Genomic DNA, 26,669 nt, shown 5'->3' with positions numbered 1-26,669 from the left:
TTCCTCAGTTGATTTCCGGCTCGTCCACCCTCGGCCCGAACTCGGTGCCCAAGAAGTCGAAGTCGCAGCCCTTGTCCGCCTGCTGGATGTGGCGGGAGAACATCCACCCGTAGCCGCGGCCGTAGCGCGGCGCGGGGGGTGTCCAGGCTTTGCTGCGGGCGGCGAGTTCCTCGTCGCTGACCCGCATGTTGAGCGTGCGGTTGGGCACGTCGATCTCGACGATGTCGCCGGTTCGAAGCAGCGCCAGCGGGCCGCCGACATAGGCCTCCGGCGCCACGTGCAGCACGCAGGCGCCGTAGGAGGTGCCGGACATGCGGGCGTCCGAAAGGCGCAGCATGTCGCGGTGGCCTTTCTTCAGAAGCGCCTTGGGCATGGGGATCATGCCCCATTCGGGCATACCGGGGCCGCCTTGCGGACCGGCGTTGCGCAGGACCAGGACCGTGTCCGGCGAAATGTCGAGGTTCTCGTCGTCGATGATCTTCTTCAGTTCGGCATAGCTGTCGGCGACCAGCGCGGGGCCCGAATGTTTGTAGAATTTCGGGTCGCAGGCGGCGGGTTTTATGACCGCTCCATCGGGCGCGAGGTTGCCCTTGAGAACGGCAAGCGAGCCTTCGTGATAGACGGGGTTGTCGACGGTGCGGATGACGTCTTCGTTATAGACCTCCGCGCCTTCCAATCCTTCGGCGAGCGGGCGGCCGGTCACTGTCAGCGCTGTGCGGTCGAGCTTGTCGCCGAGATTGTTCATCAGCGCCCGCAGACCGCCGGCGTAGTAGAAATCCTCCATGAGGTAAGACTGGCCGGCCGGGCGCACATTGGCGATGACGGGGGTTGTGTGGCCGATGGTGTCGAGATCGTCGAGGGTCAGAGAAATGCCCGCCCGCCGGGCGATGGCGATCAGGTGGATGACGGCGTTGGTGGAGCAGCCCATGGACATGGCGACCGTGACGGCGTTGCGCACCGCCGCTTCGGTGAGGATCTTATCGGGGGTGAGGTCCTCCCACACCATGTCGACGATGCGGCGGCCGGCGGCGGCACACATGCGCTGATGGTTGGAGTCGGTGGCGGGGATGGAGCTGGCGCCGGGGAGCGTGAGGCCGAGCGCCTCGGCGATGGCCGTCATGGTGGAGGCCGTGCCCATGGTCATGCAATGGCCGTAGGAGCGGGCGATGCCGGCTTCGACGCCGAGCCACTCTTCCTTGGTGATGGTGCCGGCGCGGCGCTCGTCCCAGTATTTGAAGCCGTCGGTGCCCGAGCCCAGCACATTGCCCTTGTAGTTGCCGCGCAGCATGGGGCCGGCGGGCACGTAGATGAAAGGCAGGCCCATGGAAAGCGCGCCCATAACGAGGCCCGGCGTGGTCTTGTCGCAGCCGCCCATCAGCACCGCGCCGTCGATGGGGTGCGAACGCAACAGCTCCTCCGTCTCCATGGCCAGCATGTTGCGGTAGAGCATTGTGGTGGGCTTGACGAGACTCTCGCTGAGTGAGAGCGCCGGCAGCTCCATGGGGAAGCCGCCTGCCTGGAGGATGCCGCGCTTGATGTCCTCCGCGCGGTGCTTGAAGTGGGCATGGCAGGGCTGGGCGTCGGACCAAGTGTTGACGACCGCGATGACGGGCTTGTCCACCCAGTCTTCCGGCCCGAAGCCCATCTGCATGGTGCGCGAGCGGTGGCCGAAGGAGCGGAAGTCATCCGGCGCCATCCAGCGTGCGCTGCGCAGATCCTGGGGGGAGCGCCTCTTTGCGTTCGTCATCTGTCCTCCAATTGCCACCGAGCGACCGGGCTTCAAGCGGCGCCGGCGCCCATCCCGTTTGCGGCCGCCGCCTGTTCGTGTTGGACGCCTATGCGAAAGTGATGTATTAATATATCACTCCCGGACAGGCAATGTGCGTTCGAGGCAGGAACACGAGATCGGATATGGACACCGCCATCGAGAACCGCGCTGAAAGCATGCCCAAGCACTGGGCGTTCGACCGCAGGCTGCCGCTCGCGGACCAGCTTTACGGCCACCTGCGCGAGCGCATCATATCGCTGGAGCTGCCGCCCGGCACCAGTCTTTCGCGCAGCGAGCTTTCCGATTTCTACCGCGTCAGCCAAACGCCGCTGCGTGACGCCATCCTGCGGCTGGAGAAGGAGGGGCTGGTCGAGATATTTCCGCAGTCGCGCACAGTCGTCACGCGTATCGATACACGGCGCGTGCGCGAGGACCAGTTCCTGCGCTCCGCCGTGGAGACGGAGATCATCGCACTCGTGGCCGCGGATCCGGACAAGAGCCGGCTCGCACCCACCCGCGACGCCTTCGCGCGGCAGGTCGCCATCAGCGAGCGGAACGGCGACTTCCAGGATTTCATCGTGCTCGACAAGGTGTTCCACCGGCAGCTCTTCGCCGCTGCCGATAAGCTTGGCCTCTACGCCCTGATCGACGAGAGGAGCGGCCAGCTCGACCGGGTGCGACGCTTCCACCTCCATCTGCCCGACGAGGGAAAGATGCAGCAGGTGATCGCCGACCACCGCGCCATCCTCGCCGCTGTGGAGGAGAGTGATATGGAAGGTGCGCGCGCGGCCATGCGCAGCCACCTCTCCGGCACGCTCAGCAAGCTCGACGAACTGGCCGAGCGGTTCCCCGACAATTTCAGCTGAGGCGCTTGTCATCGCGCCGGCCCCATCACCCAGTCGGGCAGGAACAGCACCACCTGAGGGAACAGCGCCATTATCGCCACCAGCGCCAGCATGGCCGCCAGGAACGGCCAGGACCAGCGGATGAACTCGGTGAAGCTGCATTTGAGGATGCCGCAGACCGTGTACATGATGACGCCGACCGGCGGCGTGTTGCCGCCCATGGTGACGAGGATAATCATCAGGACGCCGACATGCACCGGGTCGAAGCCGGCGAGCACCAGGCTCGGCAGGACCAGCGGCGTTAAGAGCAGCACGTTGACCGTCGCCTCCATGATGGTGCCGGCCAGGAAGACGATGATCAGCACGACGAACAGCGTCAGGTAGCGCTCACCGGCGAAGTCGGTCAGGAAGACGGCGATGGCGTGCGGCGCCTGCTCGATGGTGAGCGCGTGGCCGAGCACGGCGCCCATGGCGACGATGAGCATCACCATGCCGATGTCGCAGACCGAATCTTCCATCGCCTTGAGAAAGCGGCCGAAGGTGAGCTCGCGGTGCATGAAGACGCCGACGATGAGTGCGTAGACGACGACGATGGCGCCGGCTTCCGTTGCCGTGAAGAAGCCGTAGCGGAAGCCGACCAGCAGGAAGACGGGAAAGGCGAGCGCCCAGAAGCAGCTCAGGAAAGCGCGGCCGACCTCGCCGGCGCGCGGCCGTTCGGCAAGCTCGGGCGCATAGCCGTTCCTGCGGGCGATGATGGCCGTCGTGGCGAGCATGGTGAGCGTCATCAGGAGGCCTGGCACCACCCCGCCAAGGAGTAGCCGGCCGATGGAGACCTCAGCCACGAAGCCGAACAGGATGAGGCCGATGGAAGGCGGGATGGTGGAGGAGAAGGCGATAACGGAAGCGGAGAAGCCCTTGGGATAGCCGCGCCCGGCCATGGCGTCGCCCAGCAGGCGCGATTCCATGGCCGCATCGGCCACGGCCGAGCCGGAGATGCCACCCATCATGGCGCTAAGCGCGATCGAAACCTGCGCAAGGCCGCCAGTCATCCAGCCAGTGAGCAGGCGGGCGAAATGGAGGAGCCGCTCGGTGATGCCGGTGCTGTTCATCAGGTTGCCGGCGAGGATGAAGAAAGGGACGGCAAGCAGCGGATAGGACTGGGTGGCACCGTACATCCGCTGCAGCGCCACCGTCATCGGCATGTAGTCGCCCAGCATGAAGATCGGGATCGTCGCCAGTGCCAGCGCGAAGGCGACAGGCACGCTGACGAACAGGAAGAAGAAGAAGAGGAGGGCGACAGCTGTCAGCATCACATGACGTCCCGCGCCGCTTCGTCATGGACGGGCTCGCCGCGAAGGAGTGCGACCGTCTGCTCGACGATGGTGATGAGCATAAGGGCGAAGCCGACCGGCAGCGCCGCCGCCGCCCAGGCGGTCGAGACGCCGGTCATCGGCAGCGGCCGGAACTGCGATATGCCGACCAGCTTGATGCCGAAATGGACGAGCAGCACCAGGAGCGCGAGGAGCATGAGCTTGATGGCGAGCTCCAGGGCGACCTGCAGCGGCACCGGCAGGGGCTTTACGGCGAAGTCGATGCGGAAATGGCCGCGGCGCTGCAGCGTCAGGTCGGCGGCGAGGAAAACCAGCCACGGAAACAGCGCCTGCGCCACCTCGTCGCTCCACAAGACCGGCCGCCCGCCATAACGGCCGACGGTGCCGGCGAACACCACGGCGACGATGGCGCCGAGCACGAGGATGGCCAGGTACAGTTCGGCCTTTCTAAGGGCTTTCAGGAGGTATGCCATCGGCAACGGTAGCCTCCCTTGCCGTTGACCGTCGGCGGACTGGAGTAGGGTGGGATCGGGCATGGTCATTGTGCCGTGGGGACTTTGCGGTGGGTGGAGGAGGGGGTCAAGGTTGGAGCATTTCCTTCCCCTTGTGAGGAGGGTGCCGAGCGAAGCGAGGCGGATGGGGGTCGCCGAGGCCGTGTGCGGTGCGTTGCATGGGGCCAGCCGTGAAAAGCTGGCACGCTGCCTCGGCCACCCCCACCCGACCAGTCGCCTGTGGCGGCTGCCCACCCTCCCCGCAAGGGGCAGGGAAGGGTGCGCATCACTCGCCGAGCGCGGCGCGAACTTCCTCCACCATTTCCGTCAGGTTGAGTTTTTCATAGACGGGTTGGACGGCTTCCTTGAATGGGGTGGTATCGATCTCCGTCACGTTGACCCCGGTCTCGCGGATGTCGGCGAAGATCTTGTCGGCACTTTCGACGTTGTTCTTGAGTGCGGAGGCGCCCCAGTTCTTCGCCTCCTCGGTAATGATCGTGCGCAGATCCTCGGGTAGCGACTGCAGCCAGGCGTCGCTGACGAGGAGTCCGCTCATCAGGTGGATGTGGCCGGTCAGCGTGATGTCGCTCACCACCTCGTGCAGCTTGGAGCCCCAGATGGCCGAGGGCTGTGCCTCGGCACCGTCGATGGCGCCGGTCTGGATGGAGGGATATACCTCCGCCCAGGCGAGCGGAGTCGGCACCGCACCCATCGCCTGGATCGTCTCCACCCACAGGGGCTGGCCGATCGTGCGCACGCGCACGCCCTCGAGGTCGGCAGGCTCGCTGACCGGCTTCTTCGTCAGAAGGTGCCGCGCGCCCTGGTACCAGTTGTAGGACAGGAGCGTCAGGCCGCTCTTCTCGCGCAGCTGGTCGTTCCAGCTTGCGAAAGTGTCGGTCTCGACGAAGCGGGCGATCTCCTCGACATTGTCGAAGGCATAAGGGGCCACCAGCACGTCGAACTCGGGTACGAAGACGGAAACGCGCGAGGCCTCGACAAAGGTGCCGACATTGGCGCCGGCGGCGGCCTGGTCCATCATGTCCTGCGTGTCGCCGAGCTGTGAGCTTGGATAAAGCTCGATCTCCAGCCTGCCGTCCGAGCGCTCCTCAACCGCCTTCTTCATGCCCTCAGCCGCCACCTGCAGCGGATCTGTGGGGGCAAGAACGGAGCCGAGCTTGAGCGTGTAATCGGCGGCCAAGGCGCCGCCGGGCATCGCCACGGCCGCCACCGTGGCCAGCAAGAAAATGCGACTGATGTTCATAATTTCCTCCCTGATGGAAGCACCCGTTGCGGGCGCCCCACTTCATCGTCTTCCAAAACCTCTATACTAATATATTAGTACATTAATTAAGCGAGGCGTCAAGTGAGGCGGGCGCCGGTTGTGACTCAGTGCATTTCGGCTGTGAGTGGAGAGTGGTAGCTCCGGTCCCCGCTCTGTTACTGTGAGGGATGCTTCATTGGGGCGGCGGAACCGCAAGGAACGCTCCAATGCCCCATCCGTTCCGTCGACAGCGACTCCTGCAGCGAGTTCCATGCCTGAAGCGCATGCTTCCAGGGAACTATGGGGTCATCCACCCCGTTGAAGCAACTGCAGTCCGCCGGAAGCCGTTGATGAGCACTGCCAGCACAAAGAAGCCACCGGAGGTGCGCCTCCCGCCAAAGCCCGATCTGGAACTGCGGCTTGACAAATTCGCGCAGCTGGCAACCATCTTTCTTAGTCTCGTCGGTTTGCTGTTTGTGCTCAAGACAGGCAGCTTTCTGCTCGCTCCCGTCTCGCTTGCCATCGTCGTTGGGCTGATGCTGGCGCCGGTTGCGCTGCGGCTGGAAGACATTGGTTTGCCGCCCAGCCTCTCTGCCGCGGCAGTGGTCCTCATTTTCGTGTTGGTTACCGGCTCCATCGCGGCGGCGATTGCCGCTCCGCTCGCCTCATGGGCGGCGCGGGTGCCGCAGATATGGAATGAGTTGCAGCTCCAACTCCAACTGACCAGCTTTTCCGAGCCTTTGGCGACGATCCGCAGTGTGCGCGAGGAGATCCGCAACGTGACGGGCGAACCGAACGTTACCGTCTCCGTTCAGGACGGCTCGCCAGTCGAAAGCGTTGCCGTTCTGGCCCCGGCACTGCTTGCTCAGGTTCTGATCTTCTTTGCCAGCCTGTATTTCTTTGTAGCCACCAGGCACGACACTCGCCTAGCCATCCTCAAAATGTGCTCCGGGCGACGGATTCGCTGGCGCGCTGCCCATGTATTCCGGGATGTCGAGGGACTCGTTTCGAACTACCTGCTTTCCATCGCCATCATCAATATAGGGCTCGGTGTGACAGTCGCCGTTGTCTTGTGGCTGCTCAATGTGCCTTCAGCTCCACTATGGGGCGCCATTGCCGGTGTGCTCAATTTCTTCATCTATATCGGTCCGGCGCTGATGGCAGTAATCCTGCTGGGGGTCGGACTCGCCAGCTTCGATGGGATGCCGGGAATTCTCCTACCACCGCTCGCCTATCTCGCGCTGAACGCCATCGAAGCCCAGATTGTCACGCCAATGACGATCGGCAAGCGCATGACGCTCAATCCGTTCATTATCTTTCTTGCCGTGGCGTTCTGGTTGTGGATCTGGGGCCCGGTCGGCGGCTTCATAGCAATTCCCGCACTGCTGATACTTTTTGCGCTCGCCCGCAACCTCATTCCCGGCTTTCCATGGGGAATGCCCGAGGAAAGGCGCCGCCGCCTCTCGCGCCTTCCCTAGAAAAAGCGGTTTGGATCGAGTTAGCGGAATGCGGGTCTGCGCTACTGTGCCGCCGTGCGCAGGACCTCGGCCTTCCACGTGCGGGTGTAGGCCTCCCATGCACCGCCCGGACTGGTGATCGGCCGGCTTTTTTGCATCTGGGGCTCGCGGGCCTCCGCAGCCAAAAGGGCGGCACCGATGCTGGTGCCGGTGGCGGCGGCGAGATCGGCGATGACGGGACGCCCCGTGGCGGCAGCCAGCATGCGTATGAAGAGAGTGTTGCCGGCGAAGGGTCCTTCGACGATCGTCTCGCCGGCCGCGCCGACCAGTTCGAGACAGGTCGCCGTCATCAGCGCTAGGTAGAAGCAGGTTGCCGCCTGCTTTTCTCCAGCGCCGGCGGCTTCGCCGCGCCACTCAGCCTTACGGTCGGGGAAGGGGCCGGAGCCTTGCTGGACGGAGGGGAGGAGGAAGAGGCCTTTCCTCAGGACGGCTTCGGCGTCCGCTTCGGTCCAGGTTTCCCGGTCTTCCGTCAGCAGGGAGAACTCGCGCCCGCCCATGAAGCGGGCCGACGGCACCGGGTCGCCGAAGGCGTTGACGTTAACGAGCGTGTCGCGCCGCGGATCGAGGGCGGGTTCCCGGCCGCCGATCGCCATCGCCACCACCCAGGTGCCCGTCGAGACGACGGAGAAGGGCGGGCGGCGGCTGATGAGATGCGGCAGCAGCGAGGCGTTGGAATCGTGCACGCCACACAGGACCGGTGTCGACGGGTCGAGGCCGGTGGCCTCTGCCACCGCCGGCAGGACGGGACCGAGCCGCGCGCTTGCCGGCTGCATGGGTGGCATGAGTGGGCGCCAGCCCATATCCTCGACGAGGCTGGAGAAATCGCCGGCGGACGGAGACCAGAGATCCGTATGGCAGCCGAGGGAAGTTACCTCGCTTGCGGCAACGCCCGTCAGCCGCCAAGCCCAGTATTGCGGGTAGGGGAGGATGGAACGTGTGCGGGCGAAGGCGTCAGGGAAGGCTTGTCTCTGCCAGAAGAGCTGGGCGCCAAGATTGAGCCCGATCGGCAGGCGCGGCGAACCTGTCTCGGTAAAGGGCGGACGGATGGTGTCGTATTCGATGGCCGTCTGCTGCGGCCCCTCATACTCGTAGTCGAGCACCGGCAGGGCGAGCGTGTCCCCATCGTCAATCAGCGCTGCGGTGGCGCCGTGGGTGGTGATGGAGACGGCATCGATGGCGCTTTTCCGCCGCAGCGAGGCGAGACTTTGGAGGATAAAGGCCCACAGGGCTTCGATATCGAAGTGAGGGTAGGGGCCGTCCGTCAGCACCGCGTTCGGCATGCGGTGCTGGTCTGTCTCCGCGCCGCGTTCCAGGTCGACCAGCGCCAGCTTGGCATTGGTCTTGCCGATGTCGATGACGGCGACATGGCGGATGGGACCTGTCACGCCGAACGCTCCCTGAGCCGCTGCCACAGCATCGGCGCGCCGATAACAGTGATGAGAAGCAGGCCGACGAAGATGGACATGACGATGCCCGGCACGTTGGCAAGCCCGAAGCCGAAGGTGACGAGGCCCATGATAATCGCGGCAAGCACGACGCCAGGAATACCGCCCGAACCGCCAAGGATGCTCACTCCGCCGAGCACTACCATCGTTACCACCTCGAGCTCCCAGCCGAAGGCGATGGAGGGCCTAGTGGAGCCGAGGCGCGCGGTGAGGCAGATGGCAGCGATTCCAGACATCAAGCCGGTCATGAGGAAGAGGATGAACTTCGTGCGCCCCACCCGCACGCCGGAGAACAGCGCCCCGGTCGGGTTGTTGCCGATGGCGTAGACGGTGCGGCCGAAGCTCGTCCAGTGCAGCAGGATGCCGAAGACGAGGGCGATTGCGGCGAACAGCACGAGCTCGAAGGAGATTACCCACCACACATAGCCCTGACCGAACCAGGCGAAGCTCGGTGGATAGCCGGTGAAGGCCTGGTCGCCGAGGATGATGTAGGCGATGCCGCGGAAGAGGCTCATGGTGCCGATGGTCACGACGATGGATGGCAGGCCGAGCCCGGTGACCAGCCAGCCGTTGAAAGCGCCGCACAAAAGCCCGACGAGAAGGCCGACCAGCACCAGCTCCGGCGTGCCGGCGCCATATTGCAGCGCCACCCCCATGGCGGTGGAGGCGAGCGCGATGATGGCGGCGACGGAAAGATCGATCTCGCCGGAGATGATGAGGAGCGCCATCGCCATGGCGATCATCGCCTTCTCAGTGAAATTGAAGGTGGCGTCCGACAGGTTCCAGGCGTTGAGGAAATAGGGCGAGGAAAGCGCGTTGATGACGAAGACGAAGACGGCGACGGCGACGAGCAGCGTTTCCCAGCTCTTGAGATACGAGGTCCAGCGGCCTTCCAGCCGATCGGGGACGGCGCGTTGAGTGGCGTCGTTCATGCCGCGGCCTCCCTGTTCCTGAGGATGAGCCGGCCTTTCTTGCGCTCTGCGCGGGCGTTGAAGGCGACGGCGAGGATGATGGCGCTTCCCGAAATGGCGAGCTGCCAGAAAGGCGAGATGTTGATGACGGGAAGCGCATTCTTGACGACGCCGAAGAACAGCGCCCCAAGCACCGCGCCGCCCACCGAGCCGATGCCGCCGGCAATGGAGATGCCGCCGATGACGCAGGCGGCGATGATGTCGAGCTCGAAGCCGCCGGCGATGTCGACATAGGCCACCGCATAGCGCGACACCCATAGATAGCCGGAAAGCCCCGCCAGCGCGCCGGCGAAGGTGAAGGCGAGGAAGCGCGTGCGGCCGACATCGATGCCGGTGTAGACGGCGGCGGTCGGGTTGCCGCCGACGGCATAGAAGGCACGGCCGAGCGGCGTGCGCGTGATGACCACCGCCATCAGAGCGATCATGATGAGCGCGATCCACGAGAGGACCGGCAGGCCGAGGAGAGGCGCGCGCGGGAAGGCCTTGAAGGCGGCGCTCATCTGGTGTGCGTTGATCCAGGCGCCGCCCGACATCAGGAAGATGATGCCGCGGAAGATGGTGAGCGTGCCGAGCGTGACGACGATGGGCGGGATCTCGACCTTCCATACGAGAACGCCGTTGAAGGCGCCCAGCGCCGCGCCGAGGAGGACGCCGAGCGCGATCAGGAGGGGGACGGGGATGCCCGGCATCGCCGCGTTCAGCATCGCCACCGCCATCCCGGTGAGCGCCAGGTTCGCCGCCATGGAAAGATCGATGCAGCGGGTGAGGATGACCATCATCTGGCCGAGCGCCAGGATGATGAGAATGGAGGTGTCGTTGAAGACGTTGGCAAGATTGCGCGGGCGCACGAAGCCAGGGAAACGCCAGGCGATGGCAGTCAGCAGCAGGACGATGACTGCGGCTAGAAGCAGTTCACGGGATTTGAGGAGCTTTGCCATTACTTCACGCCCAGCTGTTCAACGTTGATTGGCGCCGATTCACCCGCCGCGTCATCGCGGCCGAGGGGCGCGGCGACCGTCGAGCCGGGGTCCATTCCGTGACCGATCCATGTTCCGGAATGGGCCCCGGACAACCTTCGCTTTGCTCAGGCTTCCGGGATGACGCGCGTTTGAGGAGAGGGAGCGCGCCATCATTTCCTAAAAGCATCGTTCCCTCCAATTCCTGCAGCAGCCCTTACCAGCGTTTCCGCATCCACCTTCTCGCGTGGGTATTCCCCCACCATCCGGCCCTCGCGCATGACGATCACGCGGTCGGACATGCCGAGAATTTCCGGGATTTCGGAGGACACCATGATGATGCTCAGGCCTTGCGCCACAAGTTCGCTCATGAATTCGTGGACGGCCGCCTTGGAGCCGATGTCGATGCCCTTGGTGGGCTCGTCGAGGATGATGACCTTCGGGCTGGTGGCGAGCCATTTGGCGATCACCACCTTCTGCTGATTGCCGCCCGACAGCGTGCCGACGTCGCGGTCGAGCGCGGCGGCGCGCAGGTCTAGGCGGGAGGTGTATTCGCGCGCCAGCTTGAATTCCTCCGCAAGGCGCAGGAAGCCCTGCCGCGATGTGCGCGAAAGCGAAGGCAGGGTGACGTTCTGGAAGATCGGCAGGCCGGCGATTGCCCCTTGTCGTCCGCGCTCCTCCGGCACGTAGACGATGCCGCGGCGGATGGCCTCTGCCGGGCTGCGGATGACGGCCACCTCGCCGCCGATCCTGATGGCGCCCTTGGACGGCCTGGTGACGCCGAACAGCGCCTGCATCAATTCACTGCGGCCGGCGCCGACGAGACCGTAGAAGCCGAGGATCTCGCCGCGCTTCAACTCGAAGCCGATGTCGGCGAATTCGGTCGGATGGCTGTAGCCGGAGACGGTGAGCACGGGCTCGCCGATCTCGGCTTCGCGCTTCGGGAAGATCTGTCCCACTGGGCGGCCGACCATCAGGCGCACGAGCGCGTCATGATCGGTTTCGGAGATGAGGCCTGCGCCGACGCATTCGCCGTCGCGGAAGACCGTGTAGCGGTCGGCGATGCGGAAGATCTCGTCGAACTTGTGGCTGATGAAGAGGATGGCCTTGCCCTCCGCCTTCAGCCGCTCCACCAGGGCGTAAAGCTCCTCGATCTCCTTGTAGGAAAGAGCCGCCGTCGGCTCGTCCATGACGACGATGCGCGCCTCGACCGAAAGCGCACGCGCAATGGCGACGAGGTGCTTGCTGGCGATGCCCAGGTCGCGCAGGCGGGCGTCGGGGTCGATCGCCGCGCCGATGCGCTTCAGCACGGCCGCGGCGTCGCGGTTCATGCGGCCGCGGTCGATGAAGCCGAGACGCCCGCGCGGGGCATGGCCGAGATAGATGTTCTCGGCCACGGAAAGTTCGTCGAAGAGGACCGTTTCCTGATGGATGGCCGTAATGCCGGCCTGGGTGGCGTCGTAGGCCGTGGGGAAGGTGACTTCATCGCCGGAAAGCCTGATCGCGCCCTCGTCCGGTTGATAGATGCCGGTGAGGATTTTTACCAGCGTCGATTTGCCGGCGCCGTTCTCGCCGACAAGCGCGGTGACGGTGCCGGGGTAGAGCTCCAGCGATACGCCGGAAAGCGCACGCACGCCGGGGAAGCTCTTGGAGATGCCGGAGAGCGCCAGGACCGGTTCGTTTGCCGGTGCCTGACTATCCGCCGTTGCAGGTCGGGCTTGGTGGAGCATGATGCGGCTTTGTCACGGTTGCTGGGCGCCCTTTCCCTCTCCCTTGTGGGGAGGGTGGGCCCGCCGGCTTGCCGGCGGGGTCGGGTGGTAGAGGCCGTGTGCCGGGTTTTGAAAGTCCTACCCTTCGCGCCGACCCCCACCCCTTACCCCTCCCCTCAAGGGGGAAGGGAGTAGCGGCACCTCAGAAAATATCCTTGAACTTGTCGATGTTCGAGGCGTCGTAGACGAAGGGCTCGGCCATGGCGCCTTCGCGGTTCTCGTCGAGCGTCACCGTGCCGACGCGGCCCATCGAGATTTCCGCGCCCGGCTCAGCCGTCGCCTGATCGGTCGCCAGATTGTAGGCGATCATGGTGGCGGCGTAGCCGAGGTCGATCGGGTTCCAGATGGCGAAGCTCTTCGAGGCGCCGGACTCCACGTGGCCGGCCATCTCCGAGGGAAGCCCCAGACCGGTGACGTTGATCTCGCCCACCTTGCCGGCGTCGGTGACGGCCTGCGCGGCAGCGACGATGCCGACGGAGGTGGGGGCGATGATGGCCTTCAGGTCCGGATAGCTCTGGATGAGGCCCTGCGCCTCGCGGTAGGACTTGTCGGCAAGGTCGTCGCCATAGACCGTGGTGACGAGGTTCACCTCAGGATACTCCGGCAAGACCTTCTTCATCTCGGCGATCCAGTTGTTCTGGTTCGTGTGTGTGGCCGAGGCCGAAAGGATCGCCACCTCGCCGCCGCCCTCAGGCAGATGCTCGGCTGCCATTTTCACGCACATCTCGCCGATGAGCTGATTGGACGAGGGGTTCAGGTTCATCTCGCGGCCTTCAGGGGCGACGCCCGAATCCCAGGAAATAACCGTAATCCCGCGGTCCATCGCTTTCTTGAGCGTGGGCACCAGCGCGTCGGTATCATTGGCCGAGACGGCGATGGCATCAACGTTCTGGGCGATCAGCGAGTTGATGACCTCGATCTGCCCTTCAGCTGTGGTATCGGTCGGCCCGGTGTAGATGATCTCCACATTGCCGAGTTCTTCGGCTGCTTCCTGGGCCCCTTCGTTGGCGGCCTCGAAGAAGCCGATGCCGAGTGCCTTGACGACCAGCGCGATACGCACGTTGTCCTGTGCGTGCGCCTGTGCCGCGCCGATGGTCAATGCGGCGGTGGCCGCCGCGGTTACCAGTAACTTCCTCACAATGCTCATCGTTTTCCTCCCTTGAGCGTTTGCTTCGTCAGCCCCGCCGGCTCATGCCGGCAGGGAAGTTTCCTCCTGGCCTCGTGTCGTACCGCCGGCGACGATCAGGCTGATGCCCAATGCCTCCAGCATCTTCGCCTCGCGGTCTGTCACACCTTCGTCGGTGATCACCGTGGCGATCCGTTCCAGCCCGCATAGGATCAGGCTCGAGCGCTGGCGGAACTTGGACGAATCGGCCAGCACCACCAGTTCGTCGGCCTGGTTGATCAGCTTCTGCTCGGCCTGGATCAGCAGCGGGTCGCCCTCCATGAGGCCGAGCGGCCCCAGCCCCTGAGCGCCCATGAACATGCGGCGGGCGTAGAAATTGGCCGTCACGTCGTTATCGAAGGGCGACAGAACGATGTTCTGTTCGCGGTAGATTGTGCCGCCCGGCAGCACCACCGTGTTCTTCGAATGCTTCAGAAGATGCTCGGCGATGACGAAGGAATTGGTGAGGATGGGCATCCGGCGGCTGGCCAGGAAGTGCACCATCTGGAAGGTGGTGGTGCCGCCATTGATGATGATCGGCTCGCCGTCGCTGCACAGATCCACCGCCTCACGGGCGATCGCCCGCTTCTTGTCGACGTTCAGCGTCTCGTTGACCTTGAAGGGACGACCGGCAAGGCCGATCACCTGCGGCGGGGTGTTGGCCTCGGCGCCACCGCGCACGCGTTTGAGCTTCTGCTGCATGTGAAGTGCGGCGATGTCGCGCCGTATCGTCGCCTCGGAGGCGCCGGTGAGATCCACCATTTCCTGCACGGTGGCGACCGGCTTCTCCTGGATGGCCGACAGGATGATGCGGTGGCGTTCTTTCTCGTGCATGGTTCCTCCCCTGCGGACTGAATTAACGCACTGGAAACACGCACTGTCAATCACATTCCGTCACAAATGCGCGTATTGCAGTGCAATATGAGCGAAACTGATCGATATTGATTGACATGATGCACCCCATTTGCCACCCTTACCCGCAAGAAATGTGCGCCCGCCGAGGGCGCTGCGAGGGAGGACTTCATGCTTGAGACGCGCGGCGGAACGCGGCTTGCCGACCTTTGGGACGAGGCGAAAGCGGCCTCCATGAGCGAGCCGGAACGCCTTCTCTACCGGTCGAACCTGTTAGGTTCCGACAAGCGCATCACCAATTACGGCGGCGGCAACACCTCGGCCAAGGTGACGGAGAAGGACCCGCTGACGGCCGATGAGGTCGAGGTTCTATGGGTGAAGGGGTCGGGGGGCGACGTCGGCACGATCAAGCTCGACGGTTTCGCCACGCTTTATATGGAAAAGCTTGAGGGCCTGAAGAAGCTCTATCGGGGCGTGGAATATGAGGACGAGATGGTGGGGTATCTACCCCACTGCACCTTCAACTTGAATCCGCGCGCCGCCTCCATCGACACGCCGCTGCATGCCTATGTGCCGTACCGGCATGTCGACCACATGCACCCCGATGCGGTGATCGCCATCGCAGCGGCGAAGAACAGCAAGGAGCTGACGGCGAGGATCTACGGCGAGGAGATCGGCTGGCTGCCGTGGAAGCGGCCGGGCTTCGAGCTCGGTCTGTGGCTCGAAAAGTTCTGCCGCGAGAATCCGGACGCCAAGGGCGTGGTGCTCGGCGGGCATGGGCTCTTCACCTGGGGCGACACGGCCAGGGATTGCTACGAGACAACAATCCGCATCATCAATCGCGCCATCGAGTGGTTCGAGGCGGAGACGGGGGGCAAGCCGGGGTTTGGCGGCGAGGTACGGCCGACACTGCCCGAGGCGGAGCGGCGTGAGGTCGCAGAGCGGCTGATGCCCGTCATCCGCGGCATGATCTCGGCGTCCGAGCGCAAGGTGGGGCATTTCGACGATTCCCCCGCCGTCCTCGAATTCGTCGCTTCACGTGACATGGAAGGGCTCGCGGAGCTCGGGACAAGTTGCCCGGACCATTTCCTGCGTACCAAGAGAAATCCGCTGGTCGTCGATTTCGATCCGGCAAAGCCCGACCTCGACAAGACGCTCGAAGGCTTGCCCGCCGCGGTGGAGGAATACCGCAAAGGGCATGCCGTCTATTACGAGCGTTGCAAGAGGCCCGACAGCCCGCCCATGCGCGATCCCAACGCGGTGGTCTATCTGGTGCCGGGCGTCGGCATGATCACCTTCGCCAAGGATAAGGCGACGGCGCGCGTCTCGGCCGAGTTCTACGTCAACGCCATCAACGTCATGCGCGGCGCCTCCAGCGTATCGTCCTATGTAGGACTCGATGAGCAGGAGGCCTTCGACATCGAGTACTGGGTGCTGGAGGAGGCGAAGCTGCAGCGTCTGCCGAAGCCCCGGCCGCTCGCTGGCAAGGTGGCGCTGATCACCGGTGGCGCCGGCGGCATCGGCAAGGCGACCGCCGAGCGGCTGCTCAAGGACGGCGCCTGCGTGGTGCTGGCGGATATCGATAGCGAAGCGCTGGAGGAGGCGGAGAGGGGGCTTGCCGGGCAATATTCGGCCGATCTCGTGCGCCGGGTGAAGCTGGACGTGACGAGCGAGGCCGACGCGGCCAACGCCTTCGCCTTTGCGGCCCGCGAATATGGCGGGCTCGACATTCTCGTCTCCAACGCCGGCATCTCCTCGGCCGCGCCCGTGGACGAGACGGATCTCGCCACGTGGAACCGCAACATGGAGATCCTCTCCACCGGCTATTTCCTCGTCGCGCGCGAGGCTTTCCGGCTGATGAAGCGGCAGGAGACCGGCGGCGAGATCGTCTTCATCGCCTCGAAGAACGGCCTTGCCGCCTCGCCCAACGCGGCGGCCTACTGCACGGCCAAGGCCGCTGAAATCCACCTCGCGCGCTGCCTGGCGCTCGAGGGGGCGGAATTTGGCATCCGCGTCAACACGGTGAACCCGGACGCGGTGCTGCGCGGCTCCAAGATATGGTCCGGCGAGTGGCGCGAGCAGCGCGCGGCGGCCTATAATATGAGCCCGGATGAACTGGAGGAGCACTACCGCAAGCGTTCGCTCTTGAAGCGCAGCGTCTACCCGGAAGATGTGGCCGAGGCGGTGTTCTTCTTCGTCTCGGAGATGTCGGCGAAGTCGACGGGGAATATCGTCAATGTCGACGCCGGGAATGCGCAGAGCTTTACGCGCTGAGGAGGCGTTGCCGAGCGCGGCGTCTAAACTGACAGTCCCGGGAGGAAACAATGACCGAACAACCGATCACAGCCGATCTTGTCGAACGCGAAAACGCTGCCCGCGAGACTGCCCTCAAGCGTGACTACGAGGCACTTGGCGAGCAGCTCGACCGGCGTGGGATTTCCATCGATGCCATCCGCGACCGTGTCGCCGCCTTCGGTGTCGCCGTCCCCTCCTGGGGCGTAGGCACGGGCGGCACGCGGTTCGCGCGCTTTCCCGGCCCCGGCGAGCCGCGCGACATTTTCGACAAGATCGAGGACTGCGCCGTCATCCACCAGCTCACCCGCGCCACGCCGACGATTTCGCTGCATATACCGTGGGACAAGGCGGAGCCGGAGAAGCTCCGGCAGGCGGCGGAACGCTTCGGGCTAGCCTTCGACGCGATGAACTCCAACACCTTTCAGGACCATCCGGGCCAGGAACATTCCTACAAATACGGCTCCCTGTCGCACACCGACGCCGCCACGCGCCGGCAAGCCGTCGAGCACAATCTGGAGTGCATCGAGATCGGCAAGACGCTCGGCTCCAAGGCACTGACGGTGTGGATCGGCGATGGCTCGAACTTTCCTGGTCAGAGCGACTTCGCACGCGCTTTCGAGCGCTATCTCTCCTCGATGAAAGAGGTCTATGCCGCACTGCCGGATGATTGGCGCCTCTTCACCGAGCACAAGATGTACGAGCCGGCCTTTTATTCGACCGTTGTGCAGGACTGGGGCACCAATTACATGATCGCGAAGGAATTGGGGCCGAAGGCGTATTGCCTCGTCGATCTCGGCCACCATGCGCCGAACGTGAACATCGAGATGATCGTCTCGCGGCTTATCCAATTCGGAAAGCTGGGTGGCTTCCACTTCAACGATTCGAAATACGGCGACGATGACCTCGACACGGGCTCCGTTGATCCCTACCGGCTGTTCCTCGTCTTCAACGAGCTGGTTGGGGCGGAGCTGCGCAATGTTGCGGGCTTTGACCCCGCGCACATGCTTGACCAGAGCCACAACGTGACGGATCCGATCGAAAGCCTGATGGTCTCAGCAACCGAGGTCACGCGGGCTTTCGCCCAGGCGCTGCTGGTGGACCGCAAGGTGCTTGCGGACTGTCAGGAGGAGAACGATGCGCTGATGGCGAGCGAGACGCTGAAGACTGCCTTCCGCACGGATGTTGGCCCCATCCTCGCCATGGCGCGGCTCAAGTCCGGCGGTGCGGTCGATCCTGTCGTGGCCTACCGCGCCAGCGGCTACCGGGCGAAGGCTGCGGCAGAGCGGCCGGCGATTACCGGTACCGGCGGCGGGATCGTCTGAGAAACGGCTTCGCCCCGCTCTCCGACGAAGGTCTGCACTGCGTAAAGTCTGCCCTCGGCGGAGGCGATGCCGAAGCCGAAGCTCCTGACTCTGGGGTCGAGAATGTTGCGGCGGTGGCCGGAGCTCCTCATCCAGCCGGCGTGGAATTCGTGTAGCTGTTCGGCAGGAGACCGGCAGGCGATGCACCTGGTGATGTTTTCGGCGATGATGTTCCAGAGTCCGCCGCCACTGGCGCGGTAGCGGTCGCCGACGCCACGCCGCTCGGGCGAGCGGTGCGCATAGAAATTCCGGCGCGCCATGTCCTCCGCGTGGGCTTGGGCGGCGGCGTTGAGCGGGGCCGACATCCGCAGGCTCGGCAGGCCTTCGCGGGCGCGTTCTTCATTGACGAGCGAAAGGGCAGTGCGCCTGAGGCTCTCAAGATCGTTAATGTTGTCCAGCGATCGTTCGGGGCCGGCGGCACAGGCCGCAACAAAGATAAGCAGCAGAATTCCTGCCGCCGCCCGCCATCTGCCGCCAATGTCGTATTGTCCGATCACGGCGGCTTGTTAGCACTGAAATGTGGCCGGTCCAGCCTCTTTTGCAGGGGTAAGTCACGTATTGCCAATTCTCTCCGGCAGGTGTTGGGCGCTTGTTTCCCCTCGGAGAAGGGTACCGTAGTAAGGGGAAGACTTTTTGGTGGCGCTTGGCGCCAATCCCCACCCTTAAACCCTCGTCTCGAGGGGGAGGGGGACGATGGCGCGCTCGAGCCCTCCCATTGAGGGTGAGGTCCTGTGGAGCCGAACTGCAGCGGGCGCTACCTGCGCTTCGGCTTCTCCACGCCGCGGGGTTCGTCCGCGCGCTTCGTTTGCCGGGCGAGCGCATCGGCTTGCGCTTCGGTGCCGTAGGGCGAGGCTTGTCCGCCGCCCACATCGCCGGCATCGGCCACGCGGTCGCCGCCAGAGGCCCTCTTCCTGTCCCTGGCCGGGGTGGTTTCGGCGTCTTTCCAGACCTCCTCCGGACCCGTGAGATCCTCAGTGTCCGGCTGCGCTTTCGCGCGCTCATGGGCGGTTTCGGTGCCGCTGGTCTTGCGCAGATCGGTCTCGGCTTTCGTGTGTTTCTTTGCCATGCCGGGCTCCTTGCTTCACCAATTCTCAACCGGCGGCGGTGCGCTTTTGTTCCGCCGCGGCGGGTATCGGCCCGGTGTCCTGCCGCCTATTGCGGCAGGGCGTACGCGATGATGGAATCGCCCGCTTCGGTGCCGGTAGAGCCGTGGCCACCCGCCACCACCACGAGATACTGTCGGCCGTCGGCGCCCCTATAGGTGGAGGGGGTCGCCTGGCCGCCGGCGGGCAGCCGCGCGCGCCAGATCTCCTCGCCCGTGGCGAGGTCGTAGCCGCGCACGTAGTAATCGAGTGTGCCGCTCAGGAAGGCTACACCGCCGGCGGTGACGATCGGACCGCCGATGCCGGGCACGCCCATCTCGAAGGGCATCGGGAAGGGCGCGAGGTCGCGCACCGTGCCGTTGACGTGTTTGTAGACCGTCTTGCCGTTTCTAAGGTCGACGCCGGCGATGTAGCCCCAGGGTGGACCCTGGCACGGCAGGTTGAGCGGCGAATAGAACGGTCCCATTTCCACCGCGTATGGAGCACCGAAGTTCTCATTGATGATCGCCTCGCCCTCCTCGGTCACCACGCGGGTGGTATCGTCCGGACGCGGGACGAGTTTCACCGTGAAGGCCAGATAGACGGGCATGCCGAACATGACCTCCCGGCTGGGATCGACCGCCACGCCGCCCCAGTTGAAGGTGCCGAAGTTGCCCGGATAGACGAGGGTGCCGTTGGTGGAGGGTGGGGTATAGATCCCCTCGTAGTCGAGCTGGTGGAAGCGAATGCGGCAATAGAGCTGGTCGATGGGCGTGGCACCCCACATGTCGGCCCCTGTCAATCGCTCCGGCCGGAAGGAAACGGCCGAGGCCGGCTGCATCGGCGCCGTAAAATCGCCCTCCACCGCACCCGGCGGCGCCGGCCCTTCGGCGACCGGCAGCACCGGCTCACCCGTTTCGCGATTGAGCACGAAGATGTCGCCTTGCTTGGTGGGCGCGACGAGCGCCGGCACCGTCTCCTCATTGATGGTCAGGTCGACGAGGCTCGGCTGCGCGGGTACGTCGTAGTCCCAGATATCGTGATGGACCGTCTGGAAAACCCAGGCCACTTCGCCGGTGGCCGCCTCAAGCGCGAGGACGGAAGAGGAGAAACGCTCCGTGTTCTCGCCGCGCGCGGCGCCGTACTGGTCCGGCGATTCGTTGCCCATGGGAATGTAGACCAACCCGAGTTCGGGGTCGTAACTCGCCACGCTCCAGAAGTTGGGCGCGTTTTCGGTGTAGGTCTCGCCGGCGGGAATGGGCTCTGTCGCTTGCGGATTCTTGCTGTCGAAGTTCCAGACGAGGGCGCCGGTATAGGCGTCGTAGGCGCGGATGACGCCGGATGGGGAAGTCGTCGCCGCGTTGTCGTTGACCGCGCCGCCGATGATCACGAGATTGTCCTCGGTGATGACCGGCGGTGAGGTGGAATAGAAGGAGCCGGGCGTGACGTTCGGCATGTTGGCCCACAGATTGACGGTGCCGTCCTCGCCGCCGAAGCCGGGGCAGATCTCGCCGGTCCCGGCGCTGATCGAGATCAGCCGTCCGTCGGAGGTGGGCACGAACAGGCGATCCATGCACTCTTCGCTGAGCGTCACGCTCTGCGGCGGTTCTTCCCGCTCGACTGTAGGGTTCGGGTCGTCGGACTCCGCCTGTCCGGTAACGACGTTCTGGGGCACGCCGGCGGCTTGGGTCGTCACCTCGTCGAGGCTTTGCGCCACCTGTGCCTCGCCTTCCGCTTCACTGCCCTTGGCCGCCTGGTCTTCGGGTTGCGCCTCATCCTCGCCAGCTGCCACAGCTTCTTCCTCTTCGCCGGGCTCGGCCGCGGCTTGCGGCGCCTCGGCGGCCGGGGGCGTCGCGGGGAGGTCGGCGGGCGATGCTGCGTGGAAGGAGACACCGCGGCAGGTCATGTGCTGTGTGGTCTGCGTCGGCGGCTGCTGGAGCTGCGGGTTGAAGCGCCACTTCTCCTCGCCGGTCACCGGGTCGAGCGCGATCACCGTCGAGAAGGGCGTGCAGATATAGAGCGTGTCGTTCACCATCAGCGGCGTGACCTCGTAAGTGGTCTCGCCCGGGTCGTTCTCGCCGCGCACCTCGCCGGTCTGATAGCTCCACGCGACCTCCAGGTCGGAGACGTTCTGCGGCGTGATCTGGTCGAGCGGTGAATAGCGCTGGCCGTAGGAGGTGCGGCCATAGGCGGCCCATTCTCCGGGCGGTACGTCGCCCTCGGCGTCTGCCTCCGCCGCCATGCGCTCCTGGGAGAAAGCGCCAGCGACATCGTGTGGCGTCAGGAACATGGAGTAGACGCCGATCGCAGCGGCGATGAGGAAGGAGATCAGGAGCACCATGCTGTTCATGCCGTAGCGCGCGGGGGCCTCGCCGGAAGGGCGCATCGCCCGCACCACGGGCGGTAGGAAAAGCAGAAGCGCGAGCACCATCAGCAGGCTGCCGCGTGCCGAAAGCGCCCACCAGTCGAGGCCCACTTCCCATATCGACCAGACGAGCGTGACGAGAAGGGTGATGCCGTAGAGCGCCAGTCCAGCGGCATTGCGCATCAAAAGCAGCGCGCCGGAGACGATGAGCAGGATACCGAGCAGAATGTAGAACCAGGAACCGCCCACGAGGGCGAGCCAGACGCCGCCCGCTGTAAGGACGAATCCGAGAGCAAGGACGACGACGGAAAGGATGATCCGATACACGACGAACCCCATGGGCTTGCGGTTGCAAAGCCGGTGGCGTCCAAGCGCAGCTTCCGGCCCACCATCTATGGGCCAAACTATTCTGTTATCAGAACGTTCCAGCCGCCGCGTCGACGGTCGACGTGGCGATTTTCAGCATACGGTCTCGAAGCGCTCGATACAGGTGGAAAGCACTTCGTCGCCAGGGCGTTTCCACCAGTTGTCGCGCGAGAAGATCTCCACCTCCTGCGGGCCGTGGAAACCGGCCTCCTCCACCATGCGGCGGATGGCCGGCAGGTCGATAACGCCGTCGCCCATCATGCCCCGGTCGAGCAGGAGGTCCGTGGTCGGCACCAGCCAGTCGCAAATGTGATGGGCGAGGATTGCGCCCATCTGGCCGGCCCGCGCGATCTGGGTGGCAAGCTCCGGGTCCCACCAGACGTGGTAGACGTCGACGGCCACACCGACGCCCTCGCCGAGCTCCACGCACAGATCCAGCGACTGGGAGAGAGTGTTCACACAGGCGCGGTCGGCGGCGTACATGGGATGCAGCGGCTCGATGGCTAGCGGCATGCCTACCTCGCGCGCGTAGGGCAGGATAGCGGCGATGCCGTCGGCGACCTGTTTGCGCGCCTCCGGCATGTTCTTTGAGGCGCCGGCCAGGCCGCCGACCACGAGCACCAGGCAGTCGGCGTTGAGGGCTGCCGCCTCGTCGACGGCACGTTTGTTGTCGTCGATCTTCGCCTGCAGGCCCGCCTTGTCCTCGGCTGGGAACATGCCGCCGCGGCACAGTCCCGTCACCTTCAGCCCGTTCGCCTCGACGATGCGGGCGGCCTCCTTGAGGCCGATCGCCTCCACCTGGTCGCGCCAGGGGGCAATGGCGGTGATGCCATGGCGCAAGCAGCCGTCCACGGCCTCGGCAAAGCCCCAGCTTCCGCGTGTGGTGGCGAGATTTATCGACAGACGGCCTTCAAGGCTCATGGTGCGGGTTCCTCCCTCTTTCGTCATCCCGGCCGAACGGAGTGAAGGCCGGATGATGAGGCTCTTCCAGCTTGGATCAAATTGAACTCATCATGCCGAAGATAACGGCTGCATCGCCGCCCAGTCGGGCTCCACCGCCGAGCCGAGGCCATCGGCGCCGGCGAGCGAGACGAGCGACAGGCGGCCATCGTGGATGTTGAGCCGCGTGCGGGCGTTCTGCTCGTGGTAGAGATCGCCGTGGGTGGCGAGATAGGCCTTTGCCTCGGTAACCGGCGCCCCGGCCATACCGTCGACGAAGTGGTGGCCGTTGCGCTCAATGTGGCCTGCGCCGATCAGACCGGCGAGCACGAGGTCCTGCTGGATGCCAATGCCCGCCTGCGTGGTGAGGTCCTCCGCCGACATGAAGTAGCGGTCGGCGCCGGCTTCGGCATTCCACTGCGCCATGCGGGCGCGGTTGAGGAGGGCGCGGTAGAAGCCCTTGCAGGATTTGGACGAGATACCGGTGTAGCCGAGGTCCTTCGCCGTCACGAAAGACTGGATGTCGGCGTCCGACTCGTCGATCTCCACGGCGATGCGGGCGGCGAGCTTCGCGACGGGCGAGGCGAGGGCTTTGGCGCGGGCAATCGGCTGTTCGAGGAAGAGAATGCGCTCGCGGAGCCGGGCTAGCTTCGGCTCGGCCTCAATGGCATCGAGCAGCGCCAGCACGTGCGCCTCGTCCTCGTACTGCTCGTTTCCGTCGAGGGTTGCCCGGTATTCTGACTGGAGGCGGTCGAGGACAGCGGCGATACGGGTGAGGCGGGTGACGTCTGCCGCGACATCGCCGGAAATCTTCAGCTTGAAATAGCGGTGGCCATAGGCGGCGACGACCTCCTCGAGCGTCTCCGGCAGGCCGTCGCCAAGGCGCGTTGCGAGATCGCCGGTTTCGAGTGCGTCGCCGAGGCCGACCGTGTGTCGGACCTCGATGGTTTGCGGAACGGCGAGGCCGGCAAGGAATGTGTCGATGTCGAAGCCTGCAAGGTCAGGCGCGGTGCGGGCGTCAATGCCGAGCCTGTTGTCGTTCACCAGCTTCCCGGCGGGTGCTCCTTCCAGCCGGCCGAGCGCGTCGATGACGGCGCGGTCGACGAGCGCCAGGCCGAAGGAGGCGATGAGGCCGTTGAGGTCGGCCCGTGCGCAGGCCGCATGATGGGCGGGCTCCACCGCCGCATGCAGGCCGAAGGCCGTGTCGGAGCCGGCGGTCAGCATGACGTCCTTCGCCAGTTGTAGAGATGTTTTAAGTTGGTCCGTGTTCTCCGCCGGCGTCAGTTCGGGGCTCTTGTCGAACCACTTCGGCATCATCATTTCCGCCGACCAGCCCACAGCCTCGCGGCCCGCCTCGTCGGTAATGCGCACGCGCAGGAACGCCTGGGCCGCCGACGTCACCTCCGCCGCGCCGAAGCGGAAGGCGAAGCGGAAGGGCACCGGCCGCTCGAAGGCGTCGGCCGCGATCAGACGTATGCGAGGTGCCGTACCCATCACGGCTGCGCGATGCCGTGCACGGCCATCACCTGGCGCATGCGGGCCGTGGCAAGATCGGGCTCGATGAGAACACGGGCCTGATCGGCAAGCCGGAAGAGCTCGGCCAGATGCAGCGTCGAACGGGTCGATTCCTGGCCGCCGATCATGGTGAAGTGGTCCTGCAGGCCGTTGAGATAGGCGAGGAAGACGACGCCGGTCTTATAAAAGCGCGTCGGTGCCTTGAAGATGTGGCGCGACAGCGGAACTGTCGGGTCGAGCAGATCGAAGAATTTTTTCTCTTCGCCCGCGCCGAGCGCGGCAAGGGCGGTGGATGCCGCCGGGGCGATGGCATCGAAGATGCCGAGAAGGGCATCGGAATAGCCTTCCCCGTCGCCGGCGATCAGCTTGGCATAGTTGAAGTCATCGCCCGTATACATGCGCACGCCCGCGGGCAGGCGGCGGCGCATGGTGATTTCCTTTTCCTTCGACAGGAGCGAGATCTTGATGCCGTCCACCTTGTCCGCATGGGTGGCGATCACCTCGAGCGCCACGTCCATCGCCGCTATGTGGTCGGCCGCCCCCCAGTAGCCTTCGAGCGCGGGATCGAACATTTCGCCCAGCCAGTGGATGATGACCGGCTCCTTCACGCCCGAAAGGATGCGGTCATAGACGCGGGCATAGTCGTCCGGTCCGTTTGCCGCGGCGGCGAGCGCCCGGCTTGCCATCAGGATGATGCGCCCGCCATGGGCCTCGATCGCCGCGATCTGTTCCTCGTAGGCGGCGATGATGCGGTCGATGGTGACGTCGGGGCCGGGCGTCAGATGGTCGGTGCCGGCGCCGCAGGCGATCAGCGCGCCGGGGCGGGACTTGGCCTCCTTCAATGCGCGCTCGATCAGTTCGCGGGCCTCTGGCCAGCCGAGCCCCATGCCGCGCTGGGCGGTGTCCATGGCTTCCGCCACGCCGAAGCCGAGATCCCACAGGTGATGGCGGAAGGCCATCGTCTTGTCCCAGTCGATGGCGGGGCTCAGCCAGGGATCGTTGTCGGCCAGCGGATCGGCCACCACGTGGGCGGCGGCATAGGCGATGCGGTTGAAGGAAGAGGCGTCGCGCTTGGCAGTCTCCACCGGCGCGTTCCTGATCTCGTAGGCGGAGACGGAGCGGTCGGGGTTGGGGAGGTTAAGCATTGACACGCTCCTCAAAATTCCAGTTCGGGAACGTCGAGCCAGCGGCGCTCAGCCCACGACTTCAGGCCCAGCTCGGCAAGCTGCACGCCCTTGGCGCCGGCCTCCAGACCGTAGGCCCAAGGAGCGTCCTCAGCTACGTGGCGCAGGAACTGTTCCCACTGCACCTTGAAGCCGTTGTCGGCGGGCCAGTTGTCCGGCACCTCCTCCCAATCGTCGAAGAAGTTCATGGTCTGCGGCTGGTCCGGGTTCCACACGGGCTTGGGCGTGTTGACCCGGTGCTGCGTCCAGCACTTGTGCAGGCCGGCGACGGCCGAGCCGTGCGTGCCGTCGACCTGGAAGGTGACGAGATCGTCGCGGCGCACGCGCACGGCCCAGCTCGAATTGATGTGCGCGACGATGCCGCCTTCGAGCTCGAAGGTGGCGTAGGCCGCGTCGTCGGCGTCGGCCTTATAAGGCTTACCCGCCTCGTCCACACGCTCGGGGATATGAGTGGCGCCGAGGCAGGAGACGGCCTTGACGGGGGCAAAGGTGTTATCGAGCACGTAGCGCCAGTGGCACAGCATGTCGATGATGATGCCGCCGCCATCGGCCTTGCGGTAGTTCCAGGAAGGCCGCTGGGCGGGCTGCCAGTCGCCCTCGAAGACCCAGTAGCCGAACTCGCCGCGCACCGAGAGGATCTTGCCGAAGAAGCCGGAATCGCGCAGCATCTTGAGCTTCATGAGGCCGGGGAGGAACAGCTTGTCCTGCACCACGCCGTGCTTGAGACCGGAGGCGCGGGCCTTCTTGGCGATGTCGACGGCAACAGTGAGATCGTCCGAGGTCGGCTTCTCGCAATAGACATGCTTGCCGGCGGCGAGCGCCTTCTCCAATAGGCCGGCGCGGATCTTCGTGGCGCCTGCATCGAAGAAGATTTCGTCGTCCTTGTTGGCAAGCGCGGCGTCAAGGTCATTGGTGAAGCGCGAAACGCCGTGCTTCTTGGCGATCGCGCCCACCTTTTCGATGTTGCGGCCGACAAGGATCGGGTCCACAACGAGGGTATCGCCGTTGGCGAGGGCAATCCCGCCCTGGTCGCGGATGGCCAGGATGGACCTGACGAGATGCTGGTTGTAGCCCATCCGCCCGGTGATCCCGTGCATGATGATGCCGATGCGCCGCTGGGCCATGAGACCTCCCTGGAAATCCTCGTACTTTGTAACTACCCAGTTACTTACTTAGCCGAGAGGTAGGTGT

21 protein-coding genes are annotated in these 26,669 nt (G+C 64.9%); 4 read left to right on the top strand and 17 right to left on the bottom strand.

Annotation, left to right across the window (positions count from 1 at the left end; translation table 11 throughout):
* Positions 1-4: 4 nt before the first annotated feature.
* On the bottom strand, positions 5-1,747 hold the full coding sequence (gene araD, locus N5A92_RS18625; protein WP_260905381.1) for an L-arabinonate dehydratase: 1,743 nt from the start codon (positions 1,745-1,747) through the stop codon (positions 5-7).
* 164 nt (positions 1,748-1,911) lie between these two features.
* On the opposite strand from araD, the gene N5A92_RS18620 reads away from it, so the two are divergent.
* Positions 1,912-2,634 carry a GntR family transcriptional regulator gene (locus N5A92_RS18620; RefSeq protein ID WP_260905380.1) on the top strand — a complete coding sequence of 241 codons (723 nt, stop codon included), beginning with the start codon at positions 1,912-1,914 and terminating at the stop codon, positions 2,632-2,634.
* 8 nt (positions 2,635-2,642) lie between these two features.
* Here the strand turns inward: N5A92_RS18620 and N5A92_RS18615 are convergent, their stop codons facing one another.
* The 3 genes from N5A92_RS18615 to N5A92_RS18605 form a co-directional block, all read right to left on the bottom strand.
* Positions 2,643-3,923, bottom strand: a complete 1,281-nt coding sequence (locus N5A92_RS18615; RefSeq protein ID WP_260905379.1) for a TRAP transporter large permease — start codon at positions 3,921-3,923, stop codon at positions 2,643-2,645.
* Entirely contained in the window at positions 3,923-4,417 is a 495-nt protein-coding gene (locus N5A92_RS18610) for a TRAP transporter small permease (RefSeq protein WP_260905644.1), read from the bottom strand. The genes N5A92_RS18615 and N5A92_RS18610 overlap by 1 nt, the downstream gene beginning before the upstream one ends.
* 304 nt (positions 4,418-4,721) lie before the next feature.
* Positions 4,722-5,696, bottom strand: coding sequence for a C4-dicarboxylate TRAP transporter substrate-binding protein (locus N5A92_RS18605; RefSeq protein WP_260905378.1), 975 nt, complete (start codon positions 5,694-5,696; stop codon positions 4,722-4,724).
* Positions 5,697-6,046: 350 nt separating this feature from the next.
* On the opposite strand from N5A92_RS18605, the gene N5A92_RS18600 reads away from it, so the two are divergent.
* Positions 6,047-7,174 carry an AI-2E family transporter gene (locus N5A92_RS18600; protein WP_260905375.1) on the top strand — a complete coding sequence of 376 codons (1,128 nt, stop codon included), beginning with the start codon at positions 6,047-6,049 and terminating at the stop codon, positions 7,172-7,174.
* A gap of 41 nt (positions 7,175-7,215) precedes the next feature.
* Here N5A92_RS18600 and N5A92_RS18595 read toward each other — a convergent pair whose 3' ends face one another.
* The 6 genes from N5A92_RS18595 to N5A92_RS18570 form a co-directional block, all read right to left on the bottom strand.
* The gene (locus tag N5A92_RS18595) at positions 7,216-8,598 is read right to left on the bottom strand and encodes an FGGY-family carbohydrate kinase (protein WP_260905373.1); all 1,383 of its coding nucleotides are present in this window, start codon (positions 8,596-8,598) and stop codon (positions 7,216-7,218) included.
* The gene (locus N5A92_RS18590) at positions 8,595-9,590 is read right to left on the bottom strand and encodes an ABC transporter permease (RefSeq protein WP_260905371.1); all 996 of its coding nucleotides are present in this window, start codon (positions 9,588-9,590) and stop codon (positions 8,595-8,597) included. The genes N5A92_RS18595 and N5A92_RS18590 overlap by 4 nt, the downstream gene beginning before the upstream one ends.
* The gene (locus N5A92_RS18585; protein WP_260905369.1) at positions 9,587-10,567 is read right to left on the bottom strand and encodes an ABC transporter permease; all 981 of its coding nucleotides are present in this window, start codon (positions 10,565-10,567) and stop codon (positions 9,587-9,589) included. Before N5A92_RS18585 ends, N5A92_RS18590 begins: the two co-directional genes overlap by 4 nt.
* A gap of 191 nt (positions 10,568-10,758) precedes the next feature.
* Positions 10,759-12,315 (bottom strand): sugar ABC transporter ATP-binding protein, encoded by a 1,557-nt coding sequence (locus N5A92_RS18580; protein ID WP_260905368.1) that lies wholly within the window; start codon positions 12,313-12,315, stop codon positions 10,759-10,761.
* Positions 12,316-12,496: 181 nt separating this feature from the next.
* A complete protein-coding gene (gene rhaS, locus N5A92_RS18575) occupies positions 12,497-13,501 on the bottom strand; it encodes a rhamnose ABC transporter substrate-binding protein (protein WP_260905366.1) in 1,005 nt (334 codons plus the stop codon).
* Between the two features lie 42 nt (positions 13,502-13,543).
* Positions 13,544-14,353, bottom strand: coding sequence for a DeoR/GlpR family DNA-binding transcription regulator (locus N5A92_RS18570; protein WP_260905364.1), 810 nt, complete (start codon positions 14,351-14,353; stop codon positions 13,544-13,546).
* Positions 14,354-14,542: 189 nt separating this feature from the next.
* Here N5A92_RS18570 and N5A92_RS18565 point away from each other — a divergent pair, with 189 nt between their 5' ends.
* Both N5A92_RS18565 and rhaI read left to right on the top strand, forming a co-directional pair.
* Positions 14,543-16,645 carry a bifunctional rhamnulose-1-phosphate aldolase/short-chain dehydrogenase gene (locus N5A92_RS18565; protein ID WP_260905362.1) on the top strand — a complete coding sequence of 701 codons (2,103 nt, stop codon included), beginning with the start codon at positions 14,543-14,545 and terminating at the stop codon, positions 16,643-16,645.
* A gap of 50 nt (positions 16,646-16,695) precedes the next feature.
* On the top strand, positions 16,696-17,988 hold the full coding sequence (rhaI, locus tag N5A92_RS18560) for an L-rhamnose catabolism isomerase (RefSeq protein ID WP_260905360.1): 1,293 nt from the start codon (positions 16,696-16,698) through the stop codon (positions 17,986-17,988).
* On the opposite strand, the gene N5A92_RS18555 is transcribed toward rhaI, so the two are convergent.
* The 7 genes from N5A92_RS18555 to N5A92_RS18525 all read right to left on the bottom strand — a co-directional run bounded on the left by N5A92_RS18555 (position 17,925) and on the right by N5A92_RS18525 (position 26,602).
* On the bottom strand, positions 17,925-18,524 hold the full coding sequence (locus N5A92_RS18555) for a CAP domain-containing protein (protein ID WP_260905358.1): 600 nt from the start codon (positions 18,522-18,524) through the stop codon (positions 17,925-17,927). The genes rhaI and N5A92_RS18555 overlap by 64 nt on opposite strands.
* A gap of 257 nt (positions 18,525-18,781) precedes the next feature.
* Positions 18,782-19,093: a hypothetical protein gene (locus tag N5A92_RS18550; RefSeq protein WP_260905357.1), complete on the bottom strand. Its 312-nt coding sequence runs from the start codon at positions 19,091-19,093 to the stop codon at positions 18,782-18,784.
* 86 nt (positions 19,094-19,179) lie between these two features.
* Entirely contained in the window at positions 19,180-21,801 is a 2,622-nt protein-coding gene (locus N5A92_RS18545) for an outer membrane protein assembly factor BamB family protein (RefSeq protein ID WP_260905355.1), read from the bottom strand.
* A 132-nt stretch (positions 21,802-21,933) separates the two neighbouring features.
* A complete protein-coding gene (locus N5A92_RS18540) occupies positions 21,934-22,761 on the bottom strand; it encodes a sugar phosphate isomerase/epimerase family protein (RefSeq protein WP_260905353.1) in 828 nt (275 codons plus the stop codon).
* A 90-nt stretch (positions 22,762-22,851) separates the two neighbouring features.
* Positions 22,852-24,273, bottom strand: coding sequence for an enolase C-terminal domain-like protein (locus tag N5A92_RS18535; protein ID WP_260905351.1), 1,422 nt, complete (start codon positions 24,271-24,273; stop codon positions 22,852-22,854).
* Positions 24,273-25,445, bottom strand: a complete 1,173-nt coding sequence (locus N5A92_RS18530; RefSeq protein ID WP_260905349.1) for a dihydrodipicolinate synthase family protein — start codon at positions 25,443-25,445, stop codon at positions 24,273-24,275. The genes N5A92_RS18535 and N5A92_RS18530 overlap by 1 nt, the downstream gene beginning before the upstream one ends.
* 5 nt (positions 25,446-25,450) lie before the next feature.
* Positions 25,451-26,602 carry a Gfo/Idh/MocA family protein gene (locus N5A92_RS18525; RefSeq protein ID WP_260905347.1) on the bottom strand — a complete coding sequence of 384 codons (1,152 nt, stop codon included), beginning with the start codon at positions 26,600-26,602 and terminating at the stop codon, positions 25,451-25,453.
* Positions 26,603-26,669: the final 67 nt, after the last annotated feature.

Source organism: Chelativorans salis (genome assembly GCF_025336525.1).
Classification (GTDB): Bacteria; Pseudomonadota; Alphaproteobacteria; order Rhizobiales; family Rhizobiaceae; genus Chelativorans; species Chelativorans salis.
The sequence above is the reverse complement of the archived record's forward strand: the minus strand, read 5'-3'. Positions and strand labels throughout refer to the sequence as shown.